22 protein-coding genes are annotated in these 24,946 nt (G+C 65.0%); 9 read left to right on the top strand and 13 right to left on the bottom strand.

All coding sequences use genetic code 11. The features are described from left to right. Positions 1-11: 11 nt before the first annotated feature. The 5 genes from BN2476_RS15940 to BN2476_RS15915 form a co-directional block, all read right to left on the bottom strand. Complete coding sequence (locus tag BN2476_RS15940; protein WP_087735110.1) at positions 12-203, bottom strand: hypothetical protein; 192 nt, start codon at positions 201-203, stop codon at positions 12-14. Positions 204-464: 261 nt separating this feature from the next. Then, positions 465-1,565, bottom strand: a complete 1,101-nt coding sequence (locus tag BN2476_RS15935) for a GGDEF domain-containing protein (RefSeq protein WP_087735109.1) — start codon at positions 1,563-1,565, stop codon at positions 465-467. 9 nt (positions 1,566-1,574) lie between these two features. Continuing rightward, on the bottom strand, positions 1,575-2,267 hold the full coding sequence (locus BN2476_RS15930; protein WP_087735108.1) for a RodZ family helix-turn-helix domain-containing protein: 693 nt from the start codon (positions 2,265-2,267) through the stop codon (positions 1,575-1,577). A gap of 352 nt (positions 2,268-2,619) precedes the next feature. Beyond that, positions 2,620-3,234 carry a LysE family translocator gene (locus BN2476_RS15925; RefSeq protein WP_087735107.1) on the bottom strand — a complete coding sequence of 205 codons (615 nt, stop codon included), beginning with the start codon at positions 3,232-3,234 and terminating at the stop codon, positions 2,620-2,622. A 465-nt stretch (positions 3,235-3,699) separates the two neighbouring features. After that, on the bottom strand, positions 3,700-4,608 hold the full coding sequence (locus BN2476_RS15915) for a LysR family transcriptional regulator (protein WP_087735105.1): 909 nt from the start codon (positions 4,606-4,608) through the stop codon (positions 3,700-3,702). 133 nt (positions 4,609-4,741) lie between these two features. On the opposite strand from BN2476_RS15915, the gene BN2476_RS15910 reads away from it, so the two are divergent. Beyond that, a complete protein-coding gene (locus BN2476_RS15910; protein WP_087735104.1) occupies positions 4,742-5,383 on the top strand; it encodes a glutathione S-transferase family protein in 642 nt (213 codons plus the stop codon). A gap of 60 nt (positions 5,384-5,443) precedes the next feature. Continuing rightward, positions 5,444-7,513, top strand: a complete 2,070-nt coding sequence (locus BN2476_RS15905) for a 2Fe-2S iron-sulfur cluster-binding protein (protein ID WP_087735103.1) — start codon at positions 5,444-5,446, stop codon at positions 7,511-7,513. A 24-nt stretch (positions 7,514-7,537) separates the two neighbouring features. On the opposite strand, the gene BN2476_RS15900 is transcribed toward BN2476_RS15905, so the two are convergent. The 7 genes from BN2476_RS15900 to BN2476_RS15870 form a co-directional block, all read right to left on the bottom strand. Beyond that, positions 7,538-7,894, bottom strand: coding sequence for a hypothetical protein (locus BN2476_RS15900; RefSeq protein WP_087735102.1), 357 nt, complete (start codon positions 7,892-7,894; stop codon positions 7,538-7,540). Positions 7,895-8,057: 163 nt separating this feature from the next. Further along, positions 8,058-8,774 carry an RNA polymerase sigma factor gene (locus BN2476_RS15895; RefSeq protein WP_087735151.1) on the bottom strand — a complete coding sequence of 239 codons (717 nt, stop codon included), beginning with the start codon at positions 8,772-8,774 and terminating at the stop codon, positions 8,058-8,060. 29 nt (positions 8,775-8,803) lie between these two features. Continuing rightward, the gene (locus tag BN2476_RS15890; RefSeq protein ID WP_087735101.1) at positions 8,804-9,136 is read right to left on the bottom strand and encodes a cupredoxin domain-containing protein; all 333 of its coding nucleotides are present in this window, start codon (positions 9,134-9,136) and stop codon (positions 8,804-8,806) included. Continuing rightward, positions 9,133-9,660: a DUF4142 domain-containing protein gene (locus BN2476_RS15885; RefSeq protein WP_087735100.1), complete on the bottom strand. Its 528-nt coding sequence runs from the start codon at positions 9,658-9,660 to the stop codon at positions 9,133-9,135. The genes BN2476_RS15890 and BN2476_RS15885 overlap by 4 nt, the downstream gene beginning before the upstream one ends. Before the next feature lie 181 nt (positions 9,661-9,841). After that, positions 9,842-11,659: a chloride channel protein gene (locus BN2476_RS15880; protein ID WP_087735099.1), complete on the bottom strand. Its 1,818-nt coding sequence runs from the start codon at positions 11,657-11,659 to the stop codon at positions 9,842-9,844. 39 nt (positions 11,660-11,698) lie between these two features. Continuing rightward, positions 11,699-12,112, bottom strand: a complete 414-nt coding sequence (locus BN2476_RS15875) for a MarR family winged helix-turn-helix transcriptional regulator (RefSeq protein WP_087735098.1) — start codon at positions 12,110-12,112, stop codon at positions 11,699-11,701. Positions 12,113-12,230: 118 nt separating this feature from the next. Next, the gene (locus BN2476_RS15870) at positions 12,231-13,406 is read right to left on the bottom strand and encodes an HPP family protein (protein WP_438942880.1); all 1,176 of its coding nucleotides are present in this window, start codon (positions 13,404-13,406) and stop codon (positions 12,231-12,233) included. A 438-nt stretch (positions 13,407-13,844) separates the two neighbouring features. On the opposite strand from BN2476_RS15870, the gene phaP reads away from it, so the two are divergent. Then, positions 13,845-14,264, top strand: coding sequence for a phasin family protein (gene phaP, locus BN2476_RS15865; RefSeq protein ID WP_087735096.1), 420 nt, complete (start codon positions 13,845-13,847; stop codon positions 14,262-14,264). Positions 14,265-14,318: 54 nt separating this feature from the next. On the opposite strand, the gene BN2476_RS15860 is transcribed toward phaP, so the two are convergent. Continuing rightward, a complete protein-coding gene (locus BN2476_RS15860) occupies positions 14,319-15,383 on the bottom strand; it encodes a zinc-binding metallopeptidase family protein (protein WP_087735095.1) in 1,065 nt (354 codons plus the stop codon). 332 nt (positions 15,384-15,715) lie between these two features. Here BN2476_RS15860 and BN2476_RS15850 point away from each other — a divergent pair, with 332 nt between their 5' ends. From BN2476_RS15850 to BN2476_RS15825, 6 genes are all read left to right on the top strand, one after another. After that, complete coding sequence (locus BN2476_RS15850; RefSeq protein ID WP_087735093.1) at positions 15,716-19,165, top strand: transglutaminase family protein; 3,450 nt, start codon at positions 15,716-15,718, stop codon at positions 19,163-19,165. A 41-nt stretch (positions 19,166-19,206) separates the two neighbouring features. Beyond that, positions 19,207-21,840, top strand: a complete 2,634-nt coding sequence (locus tag BN2476_RS15845; RefSeq protein WP_087735092.1) for a circularly permuted type 2 ATP-grasp protein — start codon at positions 19,207-19,209, stop codon at positions 21,838-21,840. Further along, on the top strand, positions 21,837-22,736 hold the full coding sequence (locus tag BN2476_RS15840; RefSeq protein ID WP_173819627.1) for a transglutaminase family protein: 900 nt from the start codon (positions 21,837-21,839) through the stop codon (positions 22,734-22,736). Before BN2476_RS15845 ends, BN2476_RS15840 begins: the two co-directional genes overlap by 4 nt. An 81-nt stretch (positions 22,737-22,817) precedes the next feature. After that, the gene (locus BN2476_RS15835; protein WP_087735149.1) at positions 22,818-23,243 is read left to right on the top strand and encodes a MarR family winged helix-turn-helix transcriptional regulator; all 426 of its coding nucleotides are present in this window, start codon (positions 22,818-22,820) and stop codon (positions 23,241-23,243) included. 64 nt (positions 23,244-23,307) lie between these two features. Further along, a complete protein-coding gene (locus tag BN2476_RS15830; RefSeq protein WP_087735148.1) occupies positions 23,308-23,751 on the top strand; it encodes a MarR family winged helix-turn-helix transcriptional regulator in 444 nt (147 codons plus the stop codon). A 74-nt stretch (positions 23,752-23,825) separates the two neighbouring features. After that, complete coding sequence (locus BN2476_RS15825; RefSeq protein ID WP_087735091.1) at positions 23,826-24,941, top strand: HlyD family secretion protein; 1,116 nt, start codon at positions 23,826-23,828, stop codon at positions 24,939-24,941. Positions 24,942-24,946: the final 5 nt, after the last annotated feature.

Raw genomic sequence — 24,946 nt, 5'->3', positions numbered from 1 at the left:
CGCGCGCGGCGTCAGGGCCTCGCGAGCGCGTCGATCAGCTCGACGATGTTCTCCGCGCCAACGTTGTCTTCCAGCAGCCCGATAAAGACACGGCTGTACAGCTGGTCCTGCTGGACCTCGGGAAGATCCATGCGGGCGTTTGCGATCGCTTCGGCCGCGCGGTGCGCGGAGCTGACGATTCGTTGTGCGAGTTTCTTTTCCATACCCTGCGCTATCGACAGCCAATTGAAAAGCTTGAGCCGATTTCGCCCAAATCGTGCGTTCGTGCTTCAGCGGAACGAACGCGCATGTGGCGCGTTGCTGCCGCCACCGCCGATCCGTTCGCAAAAGTCGCCGCGCACCGCGTCGCCCTATTGCTTCCATATAACGGCAGCGCCGCACGGAAGTTGATCGGGATTTGCAAATTCTGACGATCGCGCATGCGCGTGCAGCGCCAGGCGTTGCATGGCGGGCCTGCGCGCGGATCACGCGCCCGGAATCGAACGGGTGGCGAATGCGTAGCCGTTCTTGCCGCTGCGCTTGACTTCGTACATCGCGCTGTCGGCGGCCGCGACGAGCAGGCGGTGATCGGCGACGCGATCCGGAAACGTCGCGATGCCGACACTCGCGCGCACGAGGGCCAAGCCCATCTGCGTGTCGGTATCGCCGACGCAATTCATCAGACGCGTGGCGATGCCCGCGAGTTCGCTATCGCTGCCGAAACCCGACACGAGCGCCGCGAATTCGTCGCCGCCGATTCGCGCGACGAGATCGCCGGGCCGCAGCGACTGCCGAAAGCGCTGCGCGACCGCGATCAAAAAAGCGTCGCCGACGCCGTGTCCCAGCGTGTCGTTGACCTGCTTGAAGCCGTCGAGGTCGATGAAGAGCACCGCGCATTTTCCGGGCGTTCGGTCGGCCGCGAGCTGCTCGAGCCGCGCGAGGAATTGCTGGCGGTTCGGCAGGCCCGTCATCGCGTCGTGCTGCGCCGCATGCCGGAACCGATGCGTCAGCCCCGCAAGATGCCGGTGACGCCGCGCAAACACGACGAGCGCCGCCAGCAGCGCGCCGCCCACCACGACCATCAGCACGGCGAGCACGCTGGCCACGCGCAGCGTGCGCGCGCGGACGTCTGCGTTGATGTCGTTGCGGCGAGCGCGCCAATAGTCCTCGGTGGCGGCGAGCGCGCGCTGCATGTCGTCGATGCCGTTCGCTGTATCAGGCGGTTGCCAAAGGCGCGGTGCGGGGATCGGACTGGACGCGATCAGCGCGTCGAGCGCGGCGACGCGCGCGTGCAGCTCGTTCAGCGCCTGCTGATAGTCGGGTTGATTGACGGCCGGCGCCGCGTTTGCAGGAGCGGTCCGTTTCAGCAGGCTCGCGGCGTTGCGCGCGCTCTCCGCGCGTTCGACGGCTTCGAGCACGAGCGCAGCGTATTGCTGCTGAAAGTGATCGGAGTAGAGCGCCCTGACCTGAATCGCGATAAAGACCAGCCCGATCACGAGGCACACCAGTGCGGCCATGCCGACTGCGATGGGCTGCGGACGCCAGCGCGGGCGAGGAGGGTGATACGGCGTGATGGTCTCCTCCACGCCGCCCGGTCAGGGATGGGAATACGGATCGGCGTTGTTGTTCCGGTCGCGGCCGCGATGGTAGGCGACCTTGCGGAACATCGCCGTCAGCCGGGAGACGAACGTTTGCTTGGGCTTCGCGCGTTGCTGCGCATGGTGGCTCGCGACGGACGCCTGCTTGCCGCGGTCGGCGCGAGCAGCGGAACCGGCCGCCGCAGCCTGTGCGGAACGCGCGGCCGGCTGCGAATCGTCGGTGGCATCGGCGGGATCAGTGGCGTCGGCTGTGTCGGCGGGATCGACTGCATCGTCGGGGGCTTGCGCCGAAGCCAGCGTGCGATTGGCGTCATTGGCCTGACCGGCCTCGGCGTCGCGCGGCTGCGATGTCGGCGTTGCGGGTATCACGCGGCCCGTCACGGCGCTGGTCGGCAGCGCGGCGCGCGCGGGGACGGCCGATTCGTCGTCAGGTATCACGGCGACAGCCGACGGCGGCGGACGTCTCGCCGCCTGCACGGCCTCGCTATAGGTCTGCTGATCGTGGCTGAACCAGATCACATAGGCGGCCGTGCCCATCACGCCGACGGCGAGACCCATCGCCGAAATCAGGCAGATCTGCACCCAGTTGTAATGCGGGGCTTGCGGGTCTTCGCTGTCATATGGAAAAAAGCTCGTGTCTTGCGGTTGCCGAGCGCCGCTCTCGCGGTCTGGCGAATCATTTGCGTCCATGTGCAACGCCTCCGACCTGTGCGGTCTGCGTTCGTCAATGGCGAATCCGGCGCTGCGTGTCGCTCACGAGCGCCGGAAAATTTGCCTTGCGGATAACCTGCGTCTTCGAGCAATTTGCGAGCCCGATGAACGCCGATGCGCATTGAATGGATCGGTTCGGATGGCGCGGCCCGCGCTCGTGACGTCAGGGGTTATGACGTGGGTATTCTACTGTCAATTCACGAAGATGCCAGTCGCGAAACAGGGACGTGTGAGCCGCGCGACAGTCAGGCAAAAAACGACACAAAGCTGGAAGAAGTTGCACGGTGTCCTAGCGTGGCGAACACCGGCGATTGTGCGGAGGCGCGGCGCGTCACGCGAAAAAGCGCAGCACGATCGGATACAGCGAGGCCACCAGCAGCAGCGCCATCGCGACGTTGAACGCGCGCAGATAAGCGGGCTTCGACAGCGCGCGCCGCATGGCCGTGCCGAACGCGGCCCATAGGCAGATGCACGGCAAGCCGATCACGTAGAACAGCACGGCCATCAGCAGCGCATTCATGCCGAAGTCGGCGCTCAGATGAATCGTGGTCGCGGCCGTCAGCACCATCATCCACGCTTTCGGATTGACCCACTGGAAGGCGATTGCTTCGTGAAAGCGCATCGGCCGCCGCTCGCCTTTCTTCACCTGCACCTCGCCGGAGGTCGCGATCTTCCACGCGAGATACAGCAGATACGCGACGCTCAGCACTTCGAGCACCGTGTACAGCACCTCGAAGCGCCGGAACGCTTCGCCGAGACCGAAACCCACCGACAGCATCAGCAGCGCGACACCCGCACTGATGCCGAGAATATGCGGCAGCGTGCGGCGGAAACCGAAGTTGACGCCCGACGCGAGAAGCATCGTGTTGTTCGGTCCTGGCGTGATGGTCGTGACGAGCGCGAACAGGATGCCGGCGGGCAGGGCGCTCAAGGTTTCGAAGGACATCGGATGGCTCCGCGAGAGTTTCGGTTTGCGACAGTGTAGCGACGCAGACCGATACAGTACCTGTACAGATTGCTAGATGATTTCCGGTACGGAAAAGCGGAGGCTGGACGATTGCCCGAGGCTCGCGGAAGAGAATCCGGGCGCGCCACTTTCGAAACGCGTGCAACCGTACGGCCACGCACACACCACGCACACACTTGCCAACACGCGGCGCCACTGCGCACGCGGCGTCCCTTGCGCGACGCGCGTGCGGCTGTTTGTCGTGAGGCATCGATGAAGCACACGCATTCGCAGTACGAGATCGTCACCGACGAAAACGCGTTGCGAGCCGAATGGGAAGAACTGCGGGCCCGCGCAAGAGGCGCCACAATCAGTCGTTCGACTTTTGCTGGATCGCCTGGGAACAAAGCGCGAAGCCCAACGGCAGCGGCGCACGCCGTTCATCGTTCGAACGGCGCGCAATCATCACCCGTTGCGCGCGAGATGCATCCTGAACGTGTCGATCAGCGCGCGCACTTTCGGCGGCGTGTGCTGTGTCGGCGGGAAGACGGCCTGAATGCCGGCGGGCTCCGTCGACCACTCGTGCAACAGTCGCACGAGCCGTCCCGCGGCGACATCCGCGGCAATCGAAAAATCCGTCAGCAGTCCAATGCCGCCGCCCGCGAGCGTCGCGGCGCGCGCGGCCTCGGCCGTGTTGACGAGGAACGCGTTCTCGCACCGCACGCTCTGCGTGCCGCCATCCGTATGGCGCAAATCGAGCGTCTGCGGACGCGGCAACACGGTGAGCGCGACGAACGGCAACGCGGGCAGCTCGGCGGGCGTGCGCGGCTCGCCCCAGGTCTCGATGAACTGCGGGCTCGCCACGACCCACTTCTCGAAGCTGCCCAGCCTCACCGCGCGATAGTTGGAGTCGGCGAGCCGTCCGAGACGAATCGCGACGTCGATGCCATCCGCGATCAGATCGACGAGATGATCGCTGCAGAGCAGTTCGATATCGAGTTGCGGATGCGCTCGGCGCAGCTCGACCAGCACGGGCGCGACGGCGAGCGTGCCGTAGTCGATCGGCGAACTGACGCGTAGCGTGCCGCGCACGGGCGCTTCTTCGCCGCCGATTTCGGCGAGCGCTTCCTCGGCGGTGCGCAGGATCTTGACGCTTGCGTCGTAGAACGCGCGTCCCGACTCGGTGACGCGGAGCCGCCGCGTCGTGCGCGCGAGCAGGCTCGCGCCGACCTCCGCTTCGAGCCGCTGCATGTGCGTGCTGACCATCGTCTTCGCGAGCCCGAGGCGCGCGGCGGCCGCCGTCAGCGAGCCCGCCTCGACGACGGCGACGAAGACGGCCAGCCGGTTCAGGTTTACGTCGCGCACGTCCGTCATGATCGATTGTCCACTTTCGAGGGATTATGTTTCCAAGGTTATCAGTCTTCTGCGCGCGGGCAGCGCACGCTAACCTGAGGCTGTCGTTTCATTGTCCATTCACTGTCCATCGCCACCGAACCTGGAGCTATCGATGCCCGCTGCCAAGCCCGCCCAGCCGATCCGCCTGTACACGACCCTGCTTTCGGGTCACGGCCATCGCGTGAAGCTGTTCCTGACTTTGCTCGATCTGCCGTTCGAAGTGATCGAACTCGACATGCGCGCGGGCGACAACCGCAAGCCCGAGTATCTGGCGCTCAACCCGTTCGGCCAGGTGCCGACCATCCAGGACGGCGACGTGACGCTGTTCGATTCGAACGCGATTCTCGTGTATCTGGCGAAGCGCTATGGCGACCCGTCGTGGCTGCCCGACGATCCGCTCGGTGCGGCCGCCGTGCAGCGCTGGCTGTCGCTGGCGGCGGGACAGATTGCGTATGGTCCGTGCGCGGCGCGTCTCGTCACCGTGTTCGGCGCGCCGCTCGATCACGAAACGGCGAAGGGCATCGCGGCGAAGCTGTTCGACGTGATCGACCGCGAGCTGGCGACGAAGCCGTTCGCCGCCGGCGAGCACGTGACGATTGCCGACATCGCCGCGCACACGTACATCGCGCATGCGCCGGAAGGCGGCGTGTCGCTCGAACCGTATCCGCACATCCGCGCGTGGCTGCGCCGCGTCGAGGCGCTGCCGCGTTTCGTCGCGATGCCGGTTACGAAGGCGGGGTTGCTTGCCGCGTGAGGATTCCACCGCACGTCTGATTCACATCGTCCTCACGTACCGCGACGCGGGAGCTGCATCATGTCCGATTTCATTCCTCTGATCGGCTGGGGCATCGAAGCCTCGCCGTTTCATGCCGACGAACTGGCCGCGCAGCGGCTCGCAGGCGTGGACAGCCAGGCGGATTCCTCGGGCCGCCGCGGCATTCGCCGCTACATGCCCGATCAGCATCGCGAGTTTTACGCGCAGCAGCCGTTCATGATCTTCGGCGGCGTCGATGCGAGCGGGCAGCCGTGGGCGACCGTGCGCGTGGGCGAGCCGGGCTTCGTGTCGTCGCCGGATGCGCGCACGCTGCGCATCGACGGCGGCGCATTGCCCGGCGATCCGCTCGACGGACGCTGGCAGACGGGCGCGCTGATCGGTGGGCTCGGCATTCAGCCGCATACGCGGCGGCGCAACAGGATCAACGGCGTGGTGACGGCGGTCGATGGCGGCACCGTCACGCTTGAAGTGAGCCAGAGCTTCGGCAATTGCGCGAAGTACATCCAGGGCCGCAAGCCGACGTTCATCGAACGGGCTGCGAATGCGGCATACGCTCCGCAAGAGATCGCGACGCAACTGAGCGACGCGGACCGGGCGCTGCTCTCGCGCGCCGACACGTTCTATATCGCGAGCGCGAACACGGCCGACGACGCCGGTTTCGCGCGTGGCGTCGACGTCTCGCATCGCGGCGGCGCGCCGGGCTTCGTGCGCATCGACGATGCTGCGACACTGACCACGCCCGATTTCAGCGGCAACAAGTTCTTCAATACGATCGGTAATCTGCTGCACGATCCGCGCGCAGGACTGCTCTTCATCGACTTCGCGACGGGCGATCTGCTGTATCTCGCCGTGCTCGCCGAAATCATCTGGCAAGGCCCCGAACTGACGGCGTTCGAAGGTGCGGAGCGGCTCGTGCGATTTCATGTGCAAGAGGTGCGGCGCAGCAAGGGCGTGTTGCCGTTTCGCTGGTCCGAAGTCGAATACGCGCCGCAATTCGCGGCGGCCTTCAACACCATCAGCAAGGAGAGCAAGCAGGTGGCCGCGTCGCCGTGGCACAAGCTGAAGGTTGCGGCCGTCGTCGAAGAAACGCCGTCCATTCGCTCGTTCTATTTCGAATCGACGGACGGCGCGCCGTTGGCCGCGTATCAGCCGGGACAGTATCTGCCGATCCGCATTCCCACCGATGGTCATGACGCGCCGTTGACGCGCACCTACACGCTCTCCGATGCGCACGATGCGCGTCGTTACCGGATCAGCGTGAAGCGCGAGGGCGTGGCGTCGAACTGGTTGCACGAGCATCTCGCGACGGGCATGGAGATCGAAGCGATGGCGCCGCGCGGCGCGTTCGTCTACGACGCGGCCAGCCCGCGCCCGGCCGTGTTCATTTCCGCCGGCATCGGCATCACGCCGATGATCGCGATGCTGCATCACGACCTGCAAGCGCGCGCGGGCGACGCAGCGCATGCGAAGCCCGTGTTCTTCTTTCATGGCGCGCGCAGCGATCGCGAGCGGCCGTTCAGTGCGCATCTGAAGGAGATCGCGGCGCGCAATCCGTCCGTGTCGATGCATCTGTTCGACAGCGCGGCGAGCGCGTCTGCCGATGGCGTGACGCAAGGCCGCGTGAGCATTGCCGAACTGAAACGCGCACTGCCTTTCGACGACTACGACTTCTATCTCTGCGGCCCCGAGCAGTTCATGCGCGATCTGTACGAAGGGCTGCGCGCATTGAATGTCGCCGACGAACGCATTCGCTTCGAAGCGTTTGGACCCGCGAGCGTAAAGCGCACAATCACTGCCGTTCAAACGGCGGAGCATGCGGCAACGGAAGACGAAAAGGGCGGCGCGCAGGTGACATTCGCGCGCTCGCGACGCACGGTCCAATGGCTGCCGAAGCACGGCAGCCTGCTCGAATTCGCGGAGAAGAACGGCATCGAAGCGCAGTCGAGCTGCCGCTCGGGCATGTGCGGCGCGTGCTCGACGAAGGTGTTGTCGGGCGAGTTCGCGTATGACGGCGCGGTGGAAGCGGAGGTCGAGAACGGCTACGCATTGATCTGCATGGCGCATCCCGTCGTCGAAGGGGAGAACGCCAGCCTGACGCTCGATCTCTGAAGCGCTTGTGGGCTCGTTTGTGTGTTACTTGCCTGCGCCCGTCGAAGGCACGCACGTGATCATCAACGAACTGCCGTTGCCTGCTCCGGCGCTCAGCATCGCGCGATGAAACTCGCGATGGTCGCACGACCATTCGGCGACGAAGTCGGCGGCACATGACGGATGCGGCTTGAGATCGAGCTTCGCGTTCACGATGTAGCGGCACGTCGCGTGTGAATCGCAACGGCTCGCCAGGTCGCGCGTGACGTTGCCGGGCGCCGCGCCGCAATTCGCGCCGTAGGTGCCCGATTGGATGCGTATCTGTTGCTGCGCTTGTACGCTCACGCTGGCGAGCGCACTGGCGATGACGACCCACACGAACAAGCCACTTCTTCGCGCCATGATCTTTCTCCTGTCGACCAGCGTTAGCGCTTCAGCGCTTACGCTGGTCCCACGCAGAGCGGTCGACCCGAGTTAGCGCTTTAGCGCTTACTCGGGTCCCAAGCAGAGCAGTCGATCAGGGTTAGCGCTTTAGCGCTTACGCTGATCCCAAGCACCACGATCGCTACAACTCGCGCAAGCGCTCCAGCACCGTTGCGACGATGCGATCGCAATGCGCGCCGCCGAACTCGAAAATCTCCGGACCGATCTTCTCGACTTCCTCGGCAAGCGATTCACGCAATAACACTTTAGCCCTGAAATGACGGCTTCGCACGGTGGCTTCGGGAATGTCGAGGCACTGCGCCGTTTCTTCGACGCTCAACTCTTCGACCGATCTCAGCATGAACACGGTGCGAAAGCTTGCAGGCAGTGCGTCGAGTTTGCGCTCCAGCAGCGCGCGGATTTCCGCGCGGGCGGCCGCATGATCAGGGGCGCTGTCGTGATGGGCGTTCATGGTGTGCATGGCGGTGGACATCTGCTCGTCGTCGGGACAATCGTGCAGCATCGGTAGCAGGTTCTGGCGGCGTGCATCGCGGCGCATCCTCGCGAAGCATTCGTTCAGCACGAGACGCGATAGCCACGTGAAGAGTTGCGCATCGCCGCGAAACTGCGTGATCGCGCGGTATGCGTTCAGATACGCGTCCTGCAACGCGTCTTCCGCTTCCGCATCGTTGCGCAGCGTCGCGCGCGCGAGCCGATAGAGACGCCGGTTGTAGCGGCGCATCAGCAGTTCGAACGCGGCGCGCTCACCCGCTACGATGCGGCGCACAATGTCCGCGTCGTCATCGGATAGCGGATTCGTCCGCGGTTTCGTCCGGATATCGGCAATCGTGCCGTCCATCGTGTCGTTCCTCACGTATTCACATGTCGTCATGGCGCCGGCTCGACGATCAGTGTCCCATGCATCGTCGGATGAAAGATGCAGCGGTACGCATAGCGGCCGGGCTTCCCTACCTTGTAGCGCCATGACGCATCGGGCGCAATGCTCTTCGAATCGAAGCCCTTCGCGTCGGTGCTCGCGGTGTGGGCGACGAGGTCCTTGTTGACCCATACGACCTCGTCGCCGCGATGCACGGTCAGTGTCGGCGGATTGAAGCGCATCTGCTCGATCGTCACGACATAGGTGCCCGCCAGCGCCGGCGTTGCGGCGGCGAACAACGCCAGCGTGCACGCGCAGCGCACGGCATTGCGCACGCGGTTCATTGCGCCTGCGGCAGCGACGACCGCACCATCTTCGCGTGCTCCAGATGCGCGACGAACGCGGGCCTGACTTTCACCAGCAGTGCTTTGAGCTCGGCGTTCTGTGCGCTCGGAATCAGCGTCTTGTCGAGCGCGTCGATTACGTCCTGGTGATAGGTCACTTCGTGATCGATATACGCACGGTCGAACTTCGCGCCTTGCAGCGTCTTCAGGTTCGCGATGTTCGTTTCGCCTCCCTGTTTGAGGCTGTCGCTGGTGGGATTCGCTTCGGGCTTGACGCCGAGCTTCTGCACGAGATCGACGGCGGCCTTGTTGACGCCCGTATGGTCCTTGACCATCTGCTGCGCGAATGCCTTTACGTCTTTCGAATTCGTCTTCGACTCGGCGAGCTTGCCGGCGTCGATGTCGGCCTGATTCGCGGCGACCACGATCGCGGCGATCTGCGGATCGGTCGGGCCCGAGCCTTGAGCCCAGGCGCAAGCGCTTGTCAGCGCAAGCGCGGAGAGTAACCAGCGTGTGGATTTCATCTGAGGCCTCCTCGATAAGGTAAGTTGCCTGCCCATCGTCATGAAGGGCAGGCGTTTGAATGCGATTCGAGGAGTTAGATGTCACGTGCCGGAAGGCTGTTCCGGCGCGCGGCTCTTTTGCGATGTATGTGTGATGCGCCGCGCGACTTGCCGTGCAATATCGACGGCAGAAAGGGGAGCGTCAGCTGTGCGTATGCGTCGGCGTCTTGCGCACGGGCGGGAAATGCTTCTTGCCGGACGAGAACGTCAGGCGCCGAAAACGCTCGCGCTTGTGCTCTTCCTCGAAGTGCGCGAACGAAGTCTTCACGAGATCGCTGCGCGACACGACGCCGAGCAGATGCATCGAATCGCGATCGGCGACGACGGGCAGCCGTTCGAGATCGTGCACGGCAAGACGCGTGGCGACGAGACGGCAGGTTTCGTCGGGCAGCGCGACGACGAGCGAGTGGTCTTGCAGCATGTCGGCAAGCGGCGTATCTAGCGTGTGACGCGTCGTGCCTTCGCGAACGACGTCGAGCATCGCGCGATCGACGACGCCGAGCACGATGCCGTTGCCGCGCACGACGGGATACGCGCGGCGCTTCTGCGTCGCGCCGAAGTACTGCGTAAGCGCGTCGCCCACAGTAACCGCGCCGTCGATCGCGTCGACCTTTTGCGTCATCACTTCATCGACGTAATGCCGTTCGAGCGGATCGACGCCGTACTCGCGATAGATGTGATAACCGCGACGCGCGATCTTTTCCGTCATGATCGAGCGCTTCATCACGACGGTCGCGAAGCCGTGCGCGACCAGCGTCGCGGCGAGCAGCGGCAGCAGCGCATTGGCGTCGTGCGTGAGGCCGAACGCGAACACGATGGCGGTGAGCGGCGCCCCCAGCGTCGCGCCGAGCGTCGCGGCCATGCAGACGAGCGGCCACAGCGCGGGCTCGTTGCCCGGCAGCACATGGGCGAGCACGGTGCCGAGTCCCGCGCCCAGCATCAGCAACGGCGCGAGCACGCCGCCCGACGTGCCCGAGCCGAGCGCGACCACCCAGATCACCGCTTTTACGACGAGAATCGCAATCGCGACCTGGATGACGATGTGTTGATGCAGCAGATCGCCGATCACGTCATAGCCGACGCCGAGCGCGCGCGGCTCGATGAAGCCGCCGATGCCGACGACGAGGCCGCCGATCGCGGGCCACCACATCCAGTGCAAGGGCAGCTTGTGAAACAGGTCTTCCGTCTTGTAGAGCGCCGCCGACAGACCGGACGCGAGCGCGCCCGACAACAATCCCGCGATCACGCACGACACCAGCGAAATGGCCGTGGGCGCAGCCGTTTCGAGCGGAAACAGCGGACCGGTGCCGAAGAAGATTGCGCGCGCGAAGCCCGCGACCGCGCAGGCCAGCGCGACGGGCAGGAAGCTGCGCGGCCGCCATTCGAAAAGCAGCAGTTCGACGGCGAGCAGCACGGCGGCAACGGGCGTGCCGAACACGGCCGTCATGCCCGCCGCGGCGCCCGCGACGAGCAGCGTCTTGCGTTCCGCCGAGGTCAGCCGCACGCACTGCGCGATCAGCGAGCCGAGCGCGCCGCCCGTCATGATGATCGGGCCTTCCGCGCCGAACGGACCGCCGCTGCCGATCACGATGCCCGACGACAACGGCTTCAGCACCGCGACCTTCGGCGACATGCGGCTCTTGCCGAACAGAATCGCTTCGATCGCTTCGGGAATGCCGTGGCCACGAATCTTCTCGGAACCGAAGCGCGCCATCATGCCGACGATCAATCCGCCGACGACGGGAATCGCGATCACCCACACGCCGAGCGTATTCGTCGCGGGCGAGCGATCGGCGAACGAAAAGCTGCCGAAGAAAAAGAGGTTGGTGAACAGATGAATCAGGCTCAGCAGCACGAAGGCCGCAAGCGTGCTGAGAAAGCCGATGCCCGCCGCCAGCGCGGAAATGCCGGGCAATCGTGCGTTGCTGGAAAAGTCCCGCTTGTGAGAGTTGTCGCTCATGTGTCTACTGCCGCGTTCAGCTGGATTAAAGATCGATTTTCAAAGGTCGATTTGCGGAATGCTGAACGCGCCGTTGAGCGAGCGCAGTTCCGCGCGATGCAGTTCGGCGAGGCGCGCGAGCACCCTTTCTCCAGCTTTCAGAAGATGCACTTCCACCTGCCGCCGGTCGGTTTCGCTGATCTTGCGCTTAACGAGATCGAGCGCCTCGCAGCGCGACACCAGCGCGACGACGCCGTGGTGCTGCGCCTGCAGTCGTTCGGCCAGTTCGCCGATGGTCGCCCATTCGCGATCGGGATAGCCCTTGATATGCAGCAGCAACAGATATTGCAGCGGCGTGATGCCCTCGCCCTGCGCGGCCTGTTCGGAGAAGCGCTCGAAGCGCCGCATCTGATAGCGAAACTCCGATAGCTGTTTGTAGTCCGCTTTGTTCAATGTGCGTGTGAGAACTTTCATCTTGCTCGCGCCAGGGGGAATCGGAAAATCTATCACAAAATGATATACCCGGCGATGCCTGTGCATCGCCGGACTAAAAGATATATTGCTGCTGCTTTAAAGCGCTACGCGAACTGCATCACGCGGCGGCGGGGCGCTGTTGCGCCTCGGCCTGCATCTGGGTCTGCCGATAGAGACCCGCGATCAGATCGGATTGGGTAATGATGCCGACCAGCCTGTCATGCGTGTCGATGACGGGAATGTGGTGATGATCGTCGTCGGCGAAGAGCGGCACCAGTTCGACGATGGGCGTGCCCGTCGCGACCGTGCGCACGTGCGTCGTCATCACGGTGCTCACGAGCTGCGCGCGCGTCGCGTCGCGCTTGAAGAAGCGCGCCGCAATCGTGTCCATCAGGCGCAGATCGGCCGTTTTGGGCTTGTTCGCGAGATCCGCGCGCGTGACGATGCCGACCACGTGCTGGCGTTTGTCGATAACGGGCAGCGCCTTGATCGAATGGCGCTGCAACAGATCGGCTGCCGCGCGCAGCGTCGTGTCGGGCGTGATGCTGACGACGGGCGTCGACATCACGTCGCGGCACGCCAGTTCGCTGAACGTGCGGGTGTAGGCCTGCAACTGCGTTTCGCGGAACAGCGTTTCGAGGTCGTCGGGATCGATGTCGAGCAGCTCGCCGCGCCGGTTCAGCACGGCTTCGAGGTCGGCGCGCGTGATGTTGTTGCCCGAGACGGGCGCTTGCGGCGTGGCGGGCGTCGCGCGCGACGCCGCGTGCGGATAGCGGTGGCCCGTTACGGCGTGATAGACGAGCGCCGCGCCGAGCAGCGCCGCCGACTGGATCAGGATCGGCTCGAGCACGAAACGAAAGCCGAGCGCGTGAATCGCGGGGCCGCCGAGCACGGCCGTCAGCGCAACGGCGCCTGACGGCGGGTGCACGCAGCGCAGCGCGAACATCGCCGCGATTGCCATGGCCACGGCCAATGCCGCCGCTGCGACGGGATCGGAGATGAACGTCGCGCACGCGACGCCCACCGTCGCCGACACGAGGTTCCCGCCGATGATCGACCACGGCTGCGCAAGCGGACTAGCCGGCACGCCGAACAACAGCACGGCGGACGCGCCCATCGGCGCGACCAGCATCGGAATGCTCGCGTTCGGGCCGAGCAGCAGATGCATGCTGCCGCCCGTGAAGGCGATGCCGATCAGCGCGCCGAGCGCCGAGCGCATGCGCTCTGGCCATTTGACGTTCATCGCGGCCGGATAAAAACGCGCCAGCCAGCGGAAAAAAGGGGAACTGGTCAAGGTGTTGTTCTGTGGTTGTTGGTTGGGAGCGAGGCAGGCGTACGTTAAGGGAAAACCCCTCAGAAAGGAAACAACTTGTGGTCATGGATATATGCCAATGTGATATAAATCCGCGCTTTCGCCGTACTGGCGGGCCTCGGCGGGGCCCGCGAATGCAGGGAAAACCCGCATCGAGCGCCTGGTCGGACTGCATCACAACGTGATACGAATCGGGGGCGGAGCATGCGTCGATCACGCAGGGACGGGGCAGAAAATGGCCCCGGCGTTCTGCATCGCAGCAGCGCGCGGCGCACACGCATCCATCCGTCTTGCGGCCAGAGACGGATAAACCTGCCGTTCGCTGGCAGGTCGCGGCATTAACGGGCATGATCGAGCCGTGTGCACGCTCGAGCGCGAGCGGCATATTTCCCCCATCGACGCGCCCCAAGGAGATCGAGCATGGAACCCTTTGACGCCGCCAATCCGTTCGCCGAATTCAACAAGTTATTCGAACAGTTCAAGCTGCCCGGATTCGACGTGCCCGCCGTGATGGAAGCGCGCCGTAAGGACGTCGAGGCGCTGATCGCCGCGAATCAGACGGCCGTGCAAGGCATGCAGTCGCTCGCGCAAAAGCAGGCCGAAATGCTGCGCTCGACGCTGACGGAACTCCAGGAGGTCGTGCAGAAGCAGGCGGCCACGGGCGGCATGCCGTCGGCGCAAACGGCGGAGCTCGTTCAGCAGGCGCTGCACAAGGCGCTGGCCGACATGCAGCAGTTGACGCAAGCCGCGTATCGCACGCAGGCCGACTCGTACACGGTGATCGCGAAGCGGGTCGAAGAAAACGTCGAGGAGCTGAAGGCGCTGTTGCAGAAGAAGTGACGGCGAGTGACGGTGCTCGCGCGCCGGCGCACGATCGTTCGGACGTCGGCGCGGCTACTTGCGCGCGGACGCCTGCGCGATCACGCGATGCACGAAACGCAGCTTGTCGACGACGGGCGGCGCGAGCGTGAACGGATACCCGTCGGGCATGCCGAGGCTGCGGTTCAGGCTGTTCAGCGCATCCGTCAAAGGAAACCAGCGCTTCATCAGATTATCGAAGCTGGCTTCCTCGACGGGCGTCTGGTCAGTGAGCCGCGGCTCGTTCGACGCGGGCGGCAAGAGCGCGAGCCCGTATGCCGTCGACGTGTCGAGCACATCGACGATCAGCAGGTAGTGCGCCCACGTCTCTGCCCAGTCTTCCCACGGGTGCATCGTCGCGTACGCGCTGATGCAGCGCGTCTCCCATTCGGCGGGCGGGCCGTCGCGATAGTACGCGTCGAGCGCCTCGCCGTAGTCGGCCTGCTCGTCGCCGAATCGCTCGCGAAACGGCTTGAGCCAGCGCGTGCCCGCAATCAGCTTTTCGAAGTAGTAATGCCCCGACTCGTGACGAAAGTGCCCGAGCAGCGTCCGATACGGCTCGCGCATGTCGGTGCGGACTTTTTCGCGGTGCGCGTCGTCGGCTTCGGCGACATTCAATGTAATGCGGCCGTTGTCGTGACCCGTCATCACGGGCGCAGCTTCGTCGATGTTTTCGAGGAAATCGAATTCGAGTCCGTTCTCCGGGTCGGCCTGGCGCGATTCGATCGCGAGGCCAAGCGCGGCGAGCGTGTAGAGCAGCCGCCGCTTCGCCGTCTCCAGCCGATACCAGTAGAGCCGGTTGTTCGGCTCGGCGAGATTCGGAATCGTGCGCGTGAGGCGGCATGAGCGGCATAGCGTGTCGGGGTCGTCGGCGGGCATCATCCAGTTGCAGACGTTCTCGACCGCGTAGTTGTGGCACTGGCGGTACAGCGCGCCTTTCGCGTCGGGGTGCAGGCTGCGCCACTGGCCAACGCCCGCGTCTTCGAATGCGCTGATTTCGCCGAGTTCGGGCACGTAGCCGAGTAGCGCCTCGCAACGCTCGCACAGCACGTTCTCGAAGAACACGCGCTGGTCGCATCGATTGCAGTGAAACGCTTTCATCGCCTCGACCTTTGATGTGAAAGTGATGACCTACCGCTGTGCAACGCGCGGCATGCGGCGGCGCGCGAGCGGTCCCGCAATGTTCATGCCGCTTCGCTATAACGTCGATGAGCTTGCGCACATTGCGTGCGCGTTCGCTTCGCTCATGCGCCGCCATGGTGCGCATGAACGGGCATGCAACGCGGCCGTGTCGTTTGTCGAGGCATGCAGCGATGATGTGACGACGCGTTCGATGCAAGCGCAGTACCAGCGTCACTTCGCGGCGACGCTTCGGCCGACCAACGGCATGAAGCTTGCTTTTCGCGGCTGCCCCTTCTCGCCAGGAGTCCGGAGTGTCCATACGTGTCGCGTTGAACCATGTCACGCACTACCGCTATGACCGGCTCGTCGGACTGTCGCCGCAAGTCGTGCGGCTGCGCCCGGCGCCGCATTGCCGCACGCCGATCCTGTCATATTCGATGCGCGTCGAGCCCGAAGAGCACTTCATCAACTGGCAGCAGGATGCGTTCGCGAACTATCAGGCGCGGCTCGTCTTTCCCGAGCGCACGCCGGAGTTCAAGATCACGGTCGATCTCGTCGCGGAGATGGCCGTCTACAACCCGTTCGATTTCTTTCTCGAACCTGCCGCCGAGCAATTCCCCTTCGAGTATGAGCCCGAGCTGGCCGCGGAGCTTGCGCCCTATCGCGTCAAGCGCGAGATGACGCCGCGCTTCGCGGAGTTCGTCGCGAGCATCGATCGCTCGCCGCGCCGCACGAGCGACTTTCTCGTCGATCTGAACCAGCGGCTGCAACGCGAGATACGCTATCTGATCCGGATGGAGCCGGGCGTGCAGACGCCCGAGGAAACGCTCGTCAACGCGTCAGGCTCGTGCCGAGATTCCGGCTGGCTGCTGGTCGAGACGCTGCGTCAGCTGGGGCTCGCCGCGCGTTTCGTATCGGGTTATCTGCTGCAGCTCGCGCCCGATGTGAAGTCGCTCGATGGCCCGAGCGGCACTGAATACGACTTCACCGATCTGCACGCGTGGTGCGAAGTCTTCCTGCCGGGCGCGGGCTGGATCGGTTTCGATCCGACTTCGGGGCTGCTCGCGGGCGAGGGCCACATCCCCGTCGCGTGCACGCCGGAGCCGGGCAGCGCCGCGCCGATCTCCGGTTCCGTCGACGAGTCCGAAGTCGAGTTCGCGCATGCGATGTCGATCACGCGCGTGCTCGAAACGCCGCGCGTGACGAGGCCCTATACGGAAGCCGCGTGGGACGACGTGCTGACGATGGGCGCGCACGTCGACAGCCGGCTCGACGCTATGGACGTGCGCCTGACGATGGGCGGCGAGCCGACCTTCGTCGCGGTGCGCGACCGCGATGCCGCCGAATGGAACACCGATGCGCTCGGCCCGACCAAGCGCGGCTATGCCGTCGCGCTAATGGACAAGCTGCGCGCGTACTACGGCGCGAACGGCTTTCTGCATATCGGGCAGGGGAAATGGTATCCGGGCGAGCAGTTGCCGCGCTGGGCGCTGTCGCTGTACTGGCGCGCGGACGGCGAGCCGTGCTGGCACGACCCCTCGCTCTTCGCCGACGAGCGCAGCCCCGGCCGCTACACATCGGACGATGCGCGCCGCTTCATCACGCTGCTGGCCGACAAGCTCGGCGTCGACAGCCAGCACGTTCACGCGGGCCATGAGGACACGTGGTACTACCTGTGGCGCGAGCGGCGCTTGCCCGTCAATGTCGATCCGTTCGATTCGCGTCTCGACGACGAACTGGAGCGCGCGCGTCTGCGGCGCGTGTTCGATGCGGGGCTGTCGAGCGTGACGGGCTATGTGCTGCCGCTCGCGCGCGCCGATGGCGGCACAGGCGCGCGCGGCTGGACGAGCGGCGCATGGTTCTTCCGCGACGAGCGCATGTACCTGATTCCCGGCGATTCGCCGATGGGTCTCAGATTGCCGCTCGATTCGCTGCCGTGGGTCACGAAGGCGGACTATCCGTATCAGCATGCACGTGATCCGTTTGCCGAGGCTGCGCCGCTGCGCACGTCGGCGGAATTGAGGTTGCAGTATGCGGGCGTGTCGTATGCGCAGGCGCGTAGCGGTGATGCAGGCGCAAGCGTTGGTGCAACGGGCACGGGCGGCTTCGGGCCAGGTGCCGCGCGAGAGGACCGCGTGCCCGAGCGCGGCGAATCGGCGTCGTCGGTGATTCGCACCGCGCTGTGCGTCGAGGCCCGCCATCCCGCGCGCGCGGCGGGACCGAAAGCGGAAGCCGATGCCGCCGGCGACGGTCACGCGCTGCTGCACGTCTTCATGCCGCCGCTCACGGCGCTCGACGATTATCTCGATCTGCTGGCCGCCGTCGAAGCCACGGCCGCCGAATTGAAGATGCAAGTGGTCATCGAAGGTTATCCGCCGCCGCGCGATCCGCGTCTGTCCGTGCTGCAGGTGACGCCCGATCCGGGCGTGATCGAAGTGAACATCCATCCGGCGAAGAACTGGGGCGAACTCGTCGATCACACCGAGTTCCTGTACAAGGCCGCGCACGAGTCGTATCTGAGCACCGAGAAGTTCATGCTAGACGGCCGCCACGCGGGCACGGGCGGTGGCAATCACTTCGTGCTCGGCGGCGCGACGCCCGCCGACAGTCCGTTCCTGCGCCGCCCCGAACTGCTCGCGAGCCTCGTCGCGTACTGGCACAACCATCCGTCGCTGTCGTATCTGTTTTCAGGGCTTTTCATCGGACCGACGAGCCAGGCGCCGCGCGTCGACGAAGCGCGCAACGATCAGGTCTACGAGCTCGAACTCGCGTTCGACGAACTGCAACGACAGGTCGACCGGCTCGGCGGCAGTGGGGACAACGCCGGAAGCGATCGGCTGCCTCCGTGGATGATCGACCGCGCGCTGCGCAACATCCTGATCGACGTGACGGGCAACACGCACCGCGCCGAGTTCTGCATCGACAAGCTCTATTCGCCCGATGGCCCGACGGGGCGTCTCGGCCTGCTCGAACTGCGCGGCTTCGAAATGCCGCCGCATGCGCGCATGAGCCTCGTGCAGCAACTGCTGTTGCGCGCGCTCGTCGCGAGGTTCTGGAAAACGCCGTACACGGCGCGGCTCACGCGCTGGGGCACCGAGCTGCACGACCGCTTCCTGCTCGGCACATTCGTTCAGATGGATTTCGACGACGTGCTAGACGATCTGCGTGACGCGGGCTATGCGTTCGACAGCGAATGGTTCGCGCCGCACTTCGCGTTCCGCTTTCCGGCCATCGGCGAGATGCACGCGAACGGTATCGCGCTGACGATCAGCGGCGCGCTGGAACCGTGGCACGTGATGGGCGAGGAGGGCTCGGCGGGCGCGACGGTGCGCTATGTGGATTCGTCGGTGGAGCGGCTCGAAGTGAAGGTGCTGGGCCTGAACGACAACCGTCATCGGGTGGCCGTAAACGGCGTGCCGCTGCCGCTGCAGCCGACGGGGCGCGTCAGCGAATTCGTCGCGGGCGTGCGCTTTCGCGCATGGCAGCAGCCATCGTCGCTGCATCCTACGATAGGCGTGCACGCACCGCTGACATTCGATATCGTCGATACGTGGACGGGGCGTTCGATCGGCGGATGTCAGTATCATGTCGCTCATCCGGGCGGGCGCAATTACCAGACGTTCCCGGTGAATGCATACGAAGCGGAAAGCAGGCGTCGCGCGCGCTTCTTCACGATGGGCCATACGCCCGGTCCGCTCGTCGTGGAAGCGCCGCCGCGCAGCCTGGAATTTCCGTTCACGCTCGATTTGCGGCACGGGTAAACAACGGGTCGAACCCACAACAACAGATTCGCGATACGACCTTGGCTTTTCAATCGACCTTTCCGTTCGAAGCGGCAGCGGGCCATCCCGATGCGCTGGCGTTGCTGCGCGCGTTGCCGCTGCTCGATGTGCGCGAGGGCCACTGGGACGAGCTGCGCGATGCATCGGGCGCGCTGCGCGAGCCGTGGCGGCGCTTTTTCGAACTGCTCGGCGAGGAAGGCATCGCGGGTCTCGCGCCGGGGCGCGCATCGGTCGCGCAGCAGGTGCGCGACAACGACATCACGTACAACGTCTATGCGGACAAGGGCGAGCCGCGTCCGTGGGCGCTCGATCTGCTGCCGTTCATCATCGACGAAAGCGAATGGGCGCAGATCGAGCGTGGCGTGAAGCAGCGCGCGCAACTGCTCAATGCGATCGTCGCCGATGTGTATGGCCCGCAGACGCTTCTGCGCGAGAGCAAGCTGCCGCCAGCGCTCGTCTACGGACATCCGGGCTATCTGCGCGCCGTGAAGGGCTTCGTGCCGCTGGGTGGCCAGTTCCTGCAAGTGATCGGCGTCGATCTGGCGCGCGCGCCGAGCGGCGAATGGACGGTGGTGTCGCATCGCACTGAAGTGCCGTCGGGTCTCGGCTACGCGCTGGAAAACCGACTGATCGTATCCAACGTCTTCGCCGATGCGTTCCGCGAGTTGCGCGTGAGCCGGCTCGCGCCGACCTTCTCGACGCTGATCGCGACGCTCGCCGAATGGGCGCGCGCGACGATGCCGAAGGACACCAACCCGGACAAGACCGACAGCGCCGCGCATATCGCGCTGCTCACGCCGGGGCCGTTCGCCGAGACCTATTTCGAGCATGCGTTTCTCGCGCGCTATCTGGGCGTGACGCTCGTCGAGGGCAAGGACCTGACGGTGCGCAACGACATGCTGTACCTGAAGACGCTCACGGGCCTCGAGCGCGTGCACGTCCTGCTGCGCCGCCTCGACGACGCATTCTGCGATCCCGTCGAGCTGCGCGCCGATTCGACGATCGGCGTGCCCGGCCTCTTGCAGGTGATGCGCGCGGGCAATGTGATCGTGTCGAATGTGCCGGGCTCGGGCTTTCTCGAATCGCCCGCAATGCACGGCTTCCTGCCCGGTATCGCGCAGACGCTGCTCGACGAGCCGTTGCTGCTCAACGGCGTGCCGACCTGGTGGTGCGGCGAGGACGCCGCGCGCGAGCACGCGTTCGCGAACATGGACGAAGCGTTTCTTCAGCCGACGTGGCCCGCGCGCACGCCGATATCGCCCGATGGACCGCCTGGGATTGCGCGCGGCGTGCAGCGGCTCGAAGAATGGCGAGGCCGCATCGAGCGTTCGCCCGATGCGTTCACGATCCAGCAGCCGCTGCCGTATTCGTGCACGCCGCGCTACGAGGACGGCGCGCTCGGCAACCGTCCGTGCGTGTTGCGCGCGGTCGCCGTCGCCGATGCGAACGGCGGCTGGCATGTGCTGCCCGGCGGCTTCACGCGTCTCGCGGCGGAGCGGCAGTCGTCGGTGTCGATGCAGTTCGGCGGCAGCAGCGTCGATACGTGGGTGCTGTCGAGCGATCCCGGTTCGACGTTCACGCTGCTGCCTTCGCCGCTCAAGCCCGCCGATCTCGCGCGCAAGCATCGCACGGTATCGAGCCGCGCGGCGGAGAATCTGTTCTGGAGCGGCCGTTACGGCGAACGCGCGGAAAACAATGTGCGTCTGCTGCGGCTGATACTCGGCTCGCTCGAAAGCAATGGCGCGGACACGATGTTCTCGACGCTCGTCGAGCTCGCGCTGCATTTCGGCCTCGTGCAATCGGGCGACATGGTCGCGGGACAATCGTTGCAGGCGTTCGAGCGCACGCTGGTTGCGAATCTGCATGAGAGCGCGGGCGCTAACAGCATCGGGCAAAACCTCGCGAGCCAGGCGCGCGCGAGCGGCGAGATTCGCGGGCGGCTGTCGAACGATCACTGGCGCATCACGCTCGCTGCGCGCAACGATTTCCGAGACGCGCTGCACGAGCTGACGCCTGCCGCGGCGGTGTCGTCGAATGCGTCGTCGCGCGGCAAGGCGCGCTACAACCGCGTCACGCTGATGGACGCGCTCGAACATCTCGCGACGCAGCTCGCCGCGATCAGCGGCTCGCAAGGCGACCGCATGACGCGCGACGAAGCGTGGCGCCTGATGTTCGCGGGCCGCCATATCGAGCGCGTGTGGGCGATGACGTCGATCCTGCGCGTCGTCGCGATGCAGCGTCAGATCGCGACGCCCGCCGGCTTCGATCTGCTGCTGCAACTGTTCGACAGCACGCTGACGTTTCGCTCGTTGTATCCGGGGCGTTTCGACGTGCCCGCGTTGCTCGATCTGCTCGTGATCGAGCCGACCAATCCGCGCGGCCTGTATGGCGTGTATGCGCGACTGTGCGCAAAGCTCGACGATATTTCGAATGCCGCGGGCGGCGGGCGTCACCGGCCGTTCAGCGATTTGCTGCCGCACACGAACATGCTGCCGTCGCTCGAACGACTGTGCGCGACGGACGCCAACGGCATGCACGCGGAACTGGTTTCGCTGTGCGACCGTCTCGCGATGAGCGTCACAGCGGCCGCCAATGAAATCAGCGCGCGTTATTTCAGTCACGCGAATACGTTCGCCGCGCAGGTGTCGTCATGAAGGGCGTGAAGGGTGAAGGGACCTTGCTGTCCGTGTCGCATCGCACGACCTATCACTATTCGACGCTCGTCGAAACGGCCCAGCATCTCGCGACGATCCGACCGCTCGCGTGCGCATGGCAACGCGTGGTCGCGCACACGGAGCGCATCGAGCCGGCGCCTTCGTATCTGCATAGCCGGATCGACGCGTACGGCAACGACGTGCTGTATTTCGCGCTCGACGCTCCGCACGAACGTTTGCAAATGATCAGCGAAACGACGGTCGAACTCGCGCCGCGCTGGACGCATCTCGATCCCGACGCGACACCCGCATGGGAAGCGGTCGCGGATTCGCTGCGCTTTCGCGCGGGCGGCGTGTGCCATCCGCAGGTGGAGTTTTGCTTTGCGTCGCCGAATATCGCGCTGCGGCCGTCGTTGCGCGACTATGCGCTGCGCAGTTTCAAGCCGGGCACGCCCATCGTTACGGGCGCGATCGATCTGATGCACCGCATTCACGCGGACTTCGACTACGGGCCATCGGCGACGATGTTCGATACGCCCGCCGAACGCGCGTTCGATATGAAAAGCGGCGTCTGCCAGGACTTCGCGCAGGTGATGATCGGCTGCCTGCGCGCGCTCGGCCTGCCGGCGCGCTACGTGAGCGGCTACTTGCGCAACGATCCTCCGCCGGGACAGCCGCGTCTGATCGGCGCGGACGCGTCGCATGCGTGGGTGTCGGTGCATTGTCCCGAGAGCGGCTGGATCGACCTCGACCCGACCAACGACGTGCTCGCCGACATGGACCACGTGACGCTCGCGATCGGCCGCGATTACAGCGACGTGTCGCTGCTGCGCGGCATGATACTCGGCGGCGGCGCGCATCGCGTCGAGGTTGCCGTCAGCGTGCTCGCGCTCTGAGCAGCGGCTGCAACAATGAATTTCACCCGCACGCCGCTGCGCGATTTGACAGCGTGCATACGCACATATAGACTGCATTTCATGAGCAAGCCCATTTCCCACGACGATTGCAACTGTTTCGCGCTGCGCCAGGCGGCGCGCTACGTGACGCAGATCTACGAGCGCCATCTGGGGCAGGTCGGCCTGACGGCGGCGCAGTTCACAATTCTCGCCAAGCTCGCGCGCAAGCGCGGCCTGACGATGGTGGAACTCGCCGACACGATGGTGATGGAGCGCACCACGCTCGTGCGCGCGCTGAAGCCATTGCAGCGCGATGGTCTGGTGGTCAGCGAATCGTCGGCGCATGACGGGCGCACGTATCAGTTCAGCCTGTCGGATGCGGGCAAAAAGACGTTCGAGCAGGCCGCTATCGCGTGGCGTGCCGCGCAGGACGAGTTCGAAGGCAAGTTCGGCCGCGGTCGCGCCAAGGCGTTGCGGGCGGAACTGTTCAACCTCACGTCGTCGTAATCCCGTTGTGTTTTTTGGTGCGTCGAAAGACGCGTTCGATCTAAATCGATTCATTGGTGTGCATATGCACTTAGAGGCCGAAGTATCTGAAGTGCTGTTCTCGCCCGACGACGATTGCTTCGCGATCCGGCAGGCGGCGCGTTTCGTGACGCAGGTTTACGACCGGCATCTCGCGCGCGTCGGCCTGAAGACGACGCAGTTTTCGATCATGTGCCGGCTGCGGTATCGCATGTGGATGACGATGAAGGAACTCGCGGATTCGATGGTGATGGAGCGCACGTCGCTGGTTCGCGCGATCCAGCCGCTGCAACGCGACGGGCTCGTGTTCACGGAAGCGTCGCGCAGCAACCGACGCGTGCTCACCGTGATGCTGACGTCGGCGGGCGAAGAACGTTTAAAGCAGGCTCGCGAGCATTGGCGTGCGGCGCAGCAGGAATTCGAGGAGCGCTTCGGCACGAAGCGTGCCGCGTCGCTGCGAGGCGAACTGTTCGATATGACGAAGCGGTAGCACCCAGCAGGACATGCAGCGGCGCTTTCACGCGCTTTTTTTCAACGCTTTTCAGTGCATACGCACATCTAAACATGTCAACTTCACCTTCCGTTGCACCGCCGAGCGTCGCTGGCGCTGCGAAACAGACCCGCAGCATTCCGTGGATGATGTTAGCGGTGATCGCCGTGATAACCGTGATCGCAGCGGCGGGATCGTACTGGTTCTTTGTCGGCCGGTTTATCGAAACGACTGACGATGCGTACGTGGGCGGCGATGTCACCGTGCTTGCGCCGAAGGTCAACGGCTTCGTCACCGATGTGCTGGTGCAGGACAACCAGTATGTGAAAGCGGGGCAGGTGCTGATCCGCCTCGACGCGCGCGACTACGATGCGCGTCTCGCGCAGGCCTATGCCGAAGTCGCGAGCGCGCAAGCGGCCGTGACGGAACTCGAAGCGAAGAAGTCGCTGCAACTCGCGACGATCAACGAGCAATCTGCCGAGGTGCGCGCATCGAGCGCCGAGCTTACGCGCAGCGCCTCGGACTCGACGCGCTATCGGCAACTGGTGAAGGACGATGCCGTATCGAACCAGGTCGTCGAGCGCGCTGACGCGGATCTCGCGAAAGCACGCGCCGCAGTGGATCGCAGCGGCGCGGCGTTGACAGCGGCGCAACGTCAGCTGAGCGTGCTCGACGCGCAGATCAACGATGCACATGCCCGCGTCGCGACGGCGGAAGCGGCGCAGCGCGTGGCCGCGCTGAACGTCGAGTACACGACGATCCGTTCCCCCATCGACGGCTATATCGGCAATCGCACGGCGCGCGTCGGCGTGCTCGCGAATGTCGGCGTGTCGCTGCTGACGGTGGTGCCTGCGAGCGGCCTGTGGATCGATGCGAACTTCAAGGAAGACCAGCTGAAGAAGATGAAGATCGGCGACACCGTCGACGTCGATCTCGATGCATCGAGCCGTCGCATCGAAGGCACCGTCGAGAGCCTGGCGCCTGCGACGGGCGCAACGTTCAGCGTGTTGCCCGCCGAGAACGCCACCGGCAACTTCACGAAGATCGTGCAGCGCGTGCCCGTGCGCGTGCGCCTGTCGGTGCCGAAGGAGATGCAAGGCGTGCTGCGCCCGGGTCTCTCCGCGACGGTGAAAGTGCATCTGCGCGGCGACGGCGAGACGACGCGCGACTCCGCCCGCACGGCTTCGTAACTCGA

Origin of the sequence: Paraburkholderia piptadeniae (assembly GCF_900007165.1) — a bacterium.
GTDB lineage: Bacteria > Pseudomonadota > Gammaproteobacteria > Burkholderiales > Burkholderiaceae > Paraburkholderia > Paraburkholderia piptadeniae.
Note: the sequence above shows the minus strand (reverse complement) of the source record. Positions and strands in the feature narration are given on the sequence as shown.

What these genes read in the sequence shown, in the direction of transcription:
- BN2476_RS15940 (WP_087735110.1), bottom strand. Translation starts at nt 203, where the DNA reads ATGGAAAAGAAACTCGCACAACGAATCGTCAGCTCCGCGCACCGCGCG.
- BN2476_RS15930 (WP_087735108.1), bottom strand. Translation starts at nt 2,267, where the DNA reads ATGGACGCAAATGATTCGCCAGACCGCGAGAGCGGCGCTCGGCAACCG.
- BN2476_RS15925 (WP_087735107.1), bottom strand. Translation starts at nt 3,234, where the DNA reads ATGTCCTTCGAAACCTTGAGCGCCCTGCCCGCCGGCATCCTGTTCGCG.
- BN2476_RS15915 (WP_087735105.1), bottom strand. Translation starts at nt 4,608, where the DNA reads ATGACGGACGTGCGCGACGTAAACCTGAACCGGCTGGCCGTCTTCGTC.
- BN2476_RS15910 (WP_087735104.1), top strand. Translation starts at nt 4,742, where the DNA reads ATGCCCGCTGCCAAGCCCGCCCAGCCGATCCGCCTGTACACGACCCTG.
- BN2476_RS15905 (WP_087735103.1), top strand. Translation starts at nt 5,444, where the DNA reads ATGTCCGATTTCATTCCTCTGATCGGCTGGGGCATCGAAGCCTCGCCG.
- BN2476_RS15900 (WP_087735102.1), bottom strand. Translation starts at nt 7,894, where the DNA reads ATGGCGCGAAGAAGTGGCTTGTTCGTGTGGGTCGTCATCGCCAGTGCG.
- BN2476_RS15895 (WP_087735151.1), bottom strand. Translation starts at nt 8,774, where the DNA reads ATGGACGGCACGATTGCCGATATCCGGACGAAACCGCGGACGAATCCG.
- BN2476_RS15890 (WP_087735101.1), bottom strand. Translation starts at nt 9,136, where the DNA reads ATGAACCGCGTGCGCAATGCCGTGCGCTGCGCGTGCACGCTGGCGTTG.
- BN2476_RS15885 (WP_087735100.1), bottom strand. Translation starts at nt 9,660, where the DNA reads ATGAAATCCACACGCTGGTTACTCTCCGCGCTTGCGCTGACAAGCGCT.
- BN2476_RS15880 (WP_087735099.1), bottom strand. Translation starts at nt 11,659, where the DNA reads ATGAGCGACAACTCTCACAAGCGGGACTTTTCCAGCAACGCACGATTG.
- BN2476_RS15875 (WP_087735098.1), bottom strand. Translation starts at nt 12,112, where the DNA reads ATGAAAGTTCTCACACGCACATTGAACAAAGCGGACTACAAACAGCTA.
- phaP (WP_087735096.1), top strand. Translation starts at nt 13,845, where the DNA reads ATGGAACCCTTTGACGCCGCCAATCCGTTCGCCGAATTCAACAAGTTA.
- BN2476_RS15860 (WP_087735095.1), bottom strand. Translation starts at nt 15,383, where the DNA reads ATGAAAGCGTTTCACTGCAATCGATGCGACCAGCGCGTGTTCTTCGAG.
- BN2476_RS15840 (WP_173819627.1), top strand. Translation starts at nt 21,837, where the DNA reads ATGAAGGGCGTGAAGGGTGAAGGGACCTTGCTGTCCGTGTCGCATCGC.
- BN2476_RS15835 (WP_087735149.1), top strand. Translation starts at nt 22,818, where the DNA reads ATGAGCAAGCCCATTTCCCACGACGATTGCAACTGTTTCGCGCTGCGC.
- BN2476_RS15830 (WP_087735148.1), top strand. Translation starts at nt 23,308, where the DNA reads ATGCACTTAGAGGCCGAAGTATCTGAAGTGCTGTTCTCGCCCGACGAC.
- BN2476_RS15825 (WP_087735091.1), top strand. Translation starts at nt 23,826, where the DNA reads ATGTCAACTTCACCTTCCGTTGCACCGCCGAGCGTCGCTGGCGCTGCG.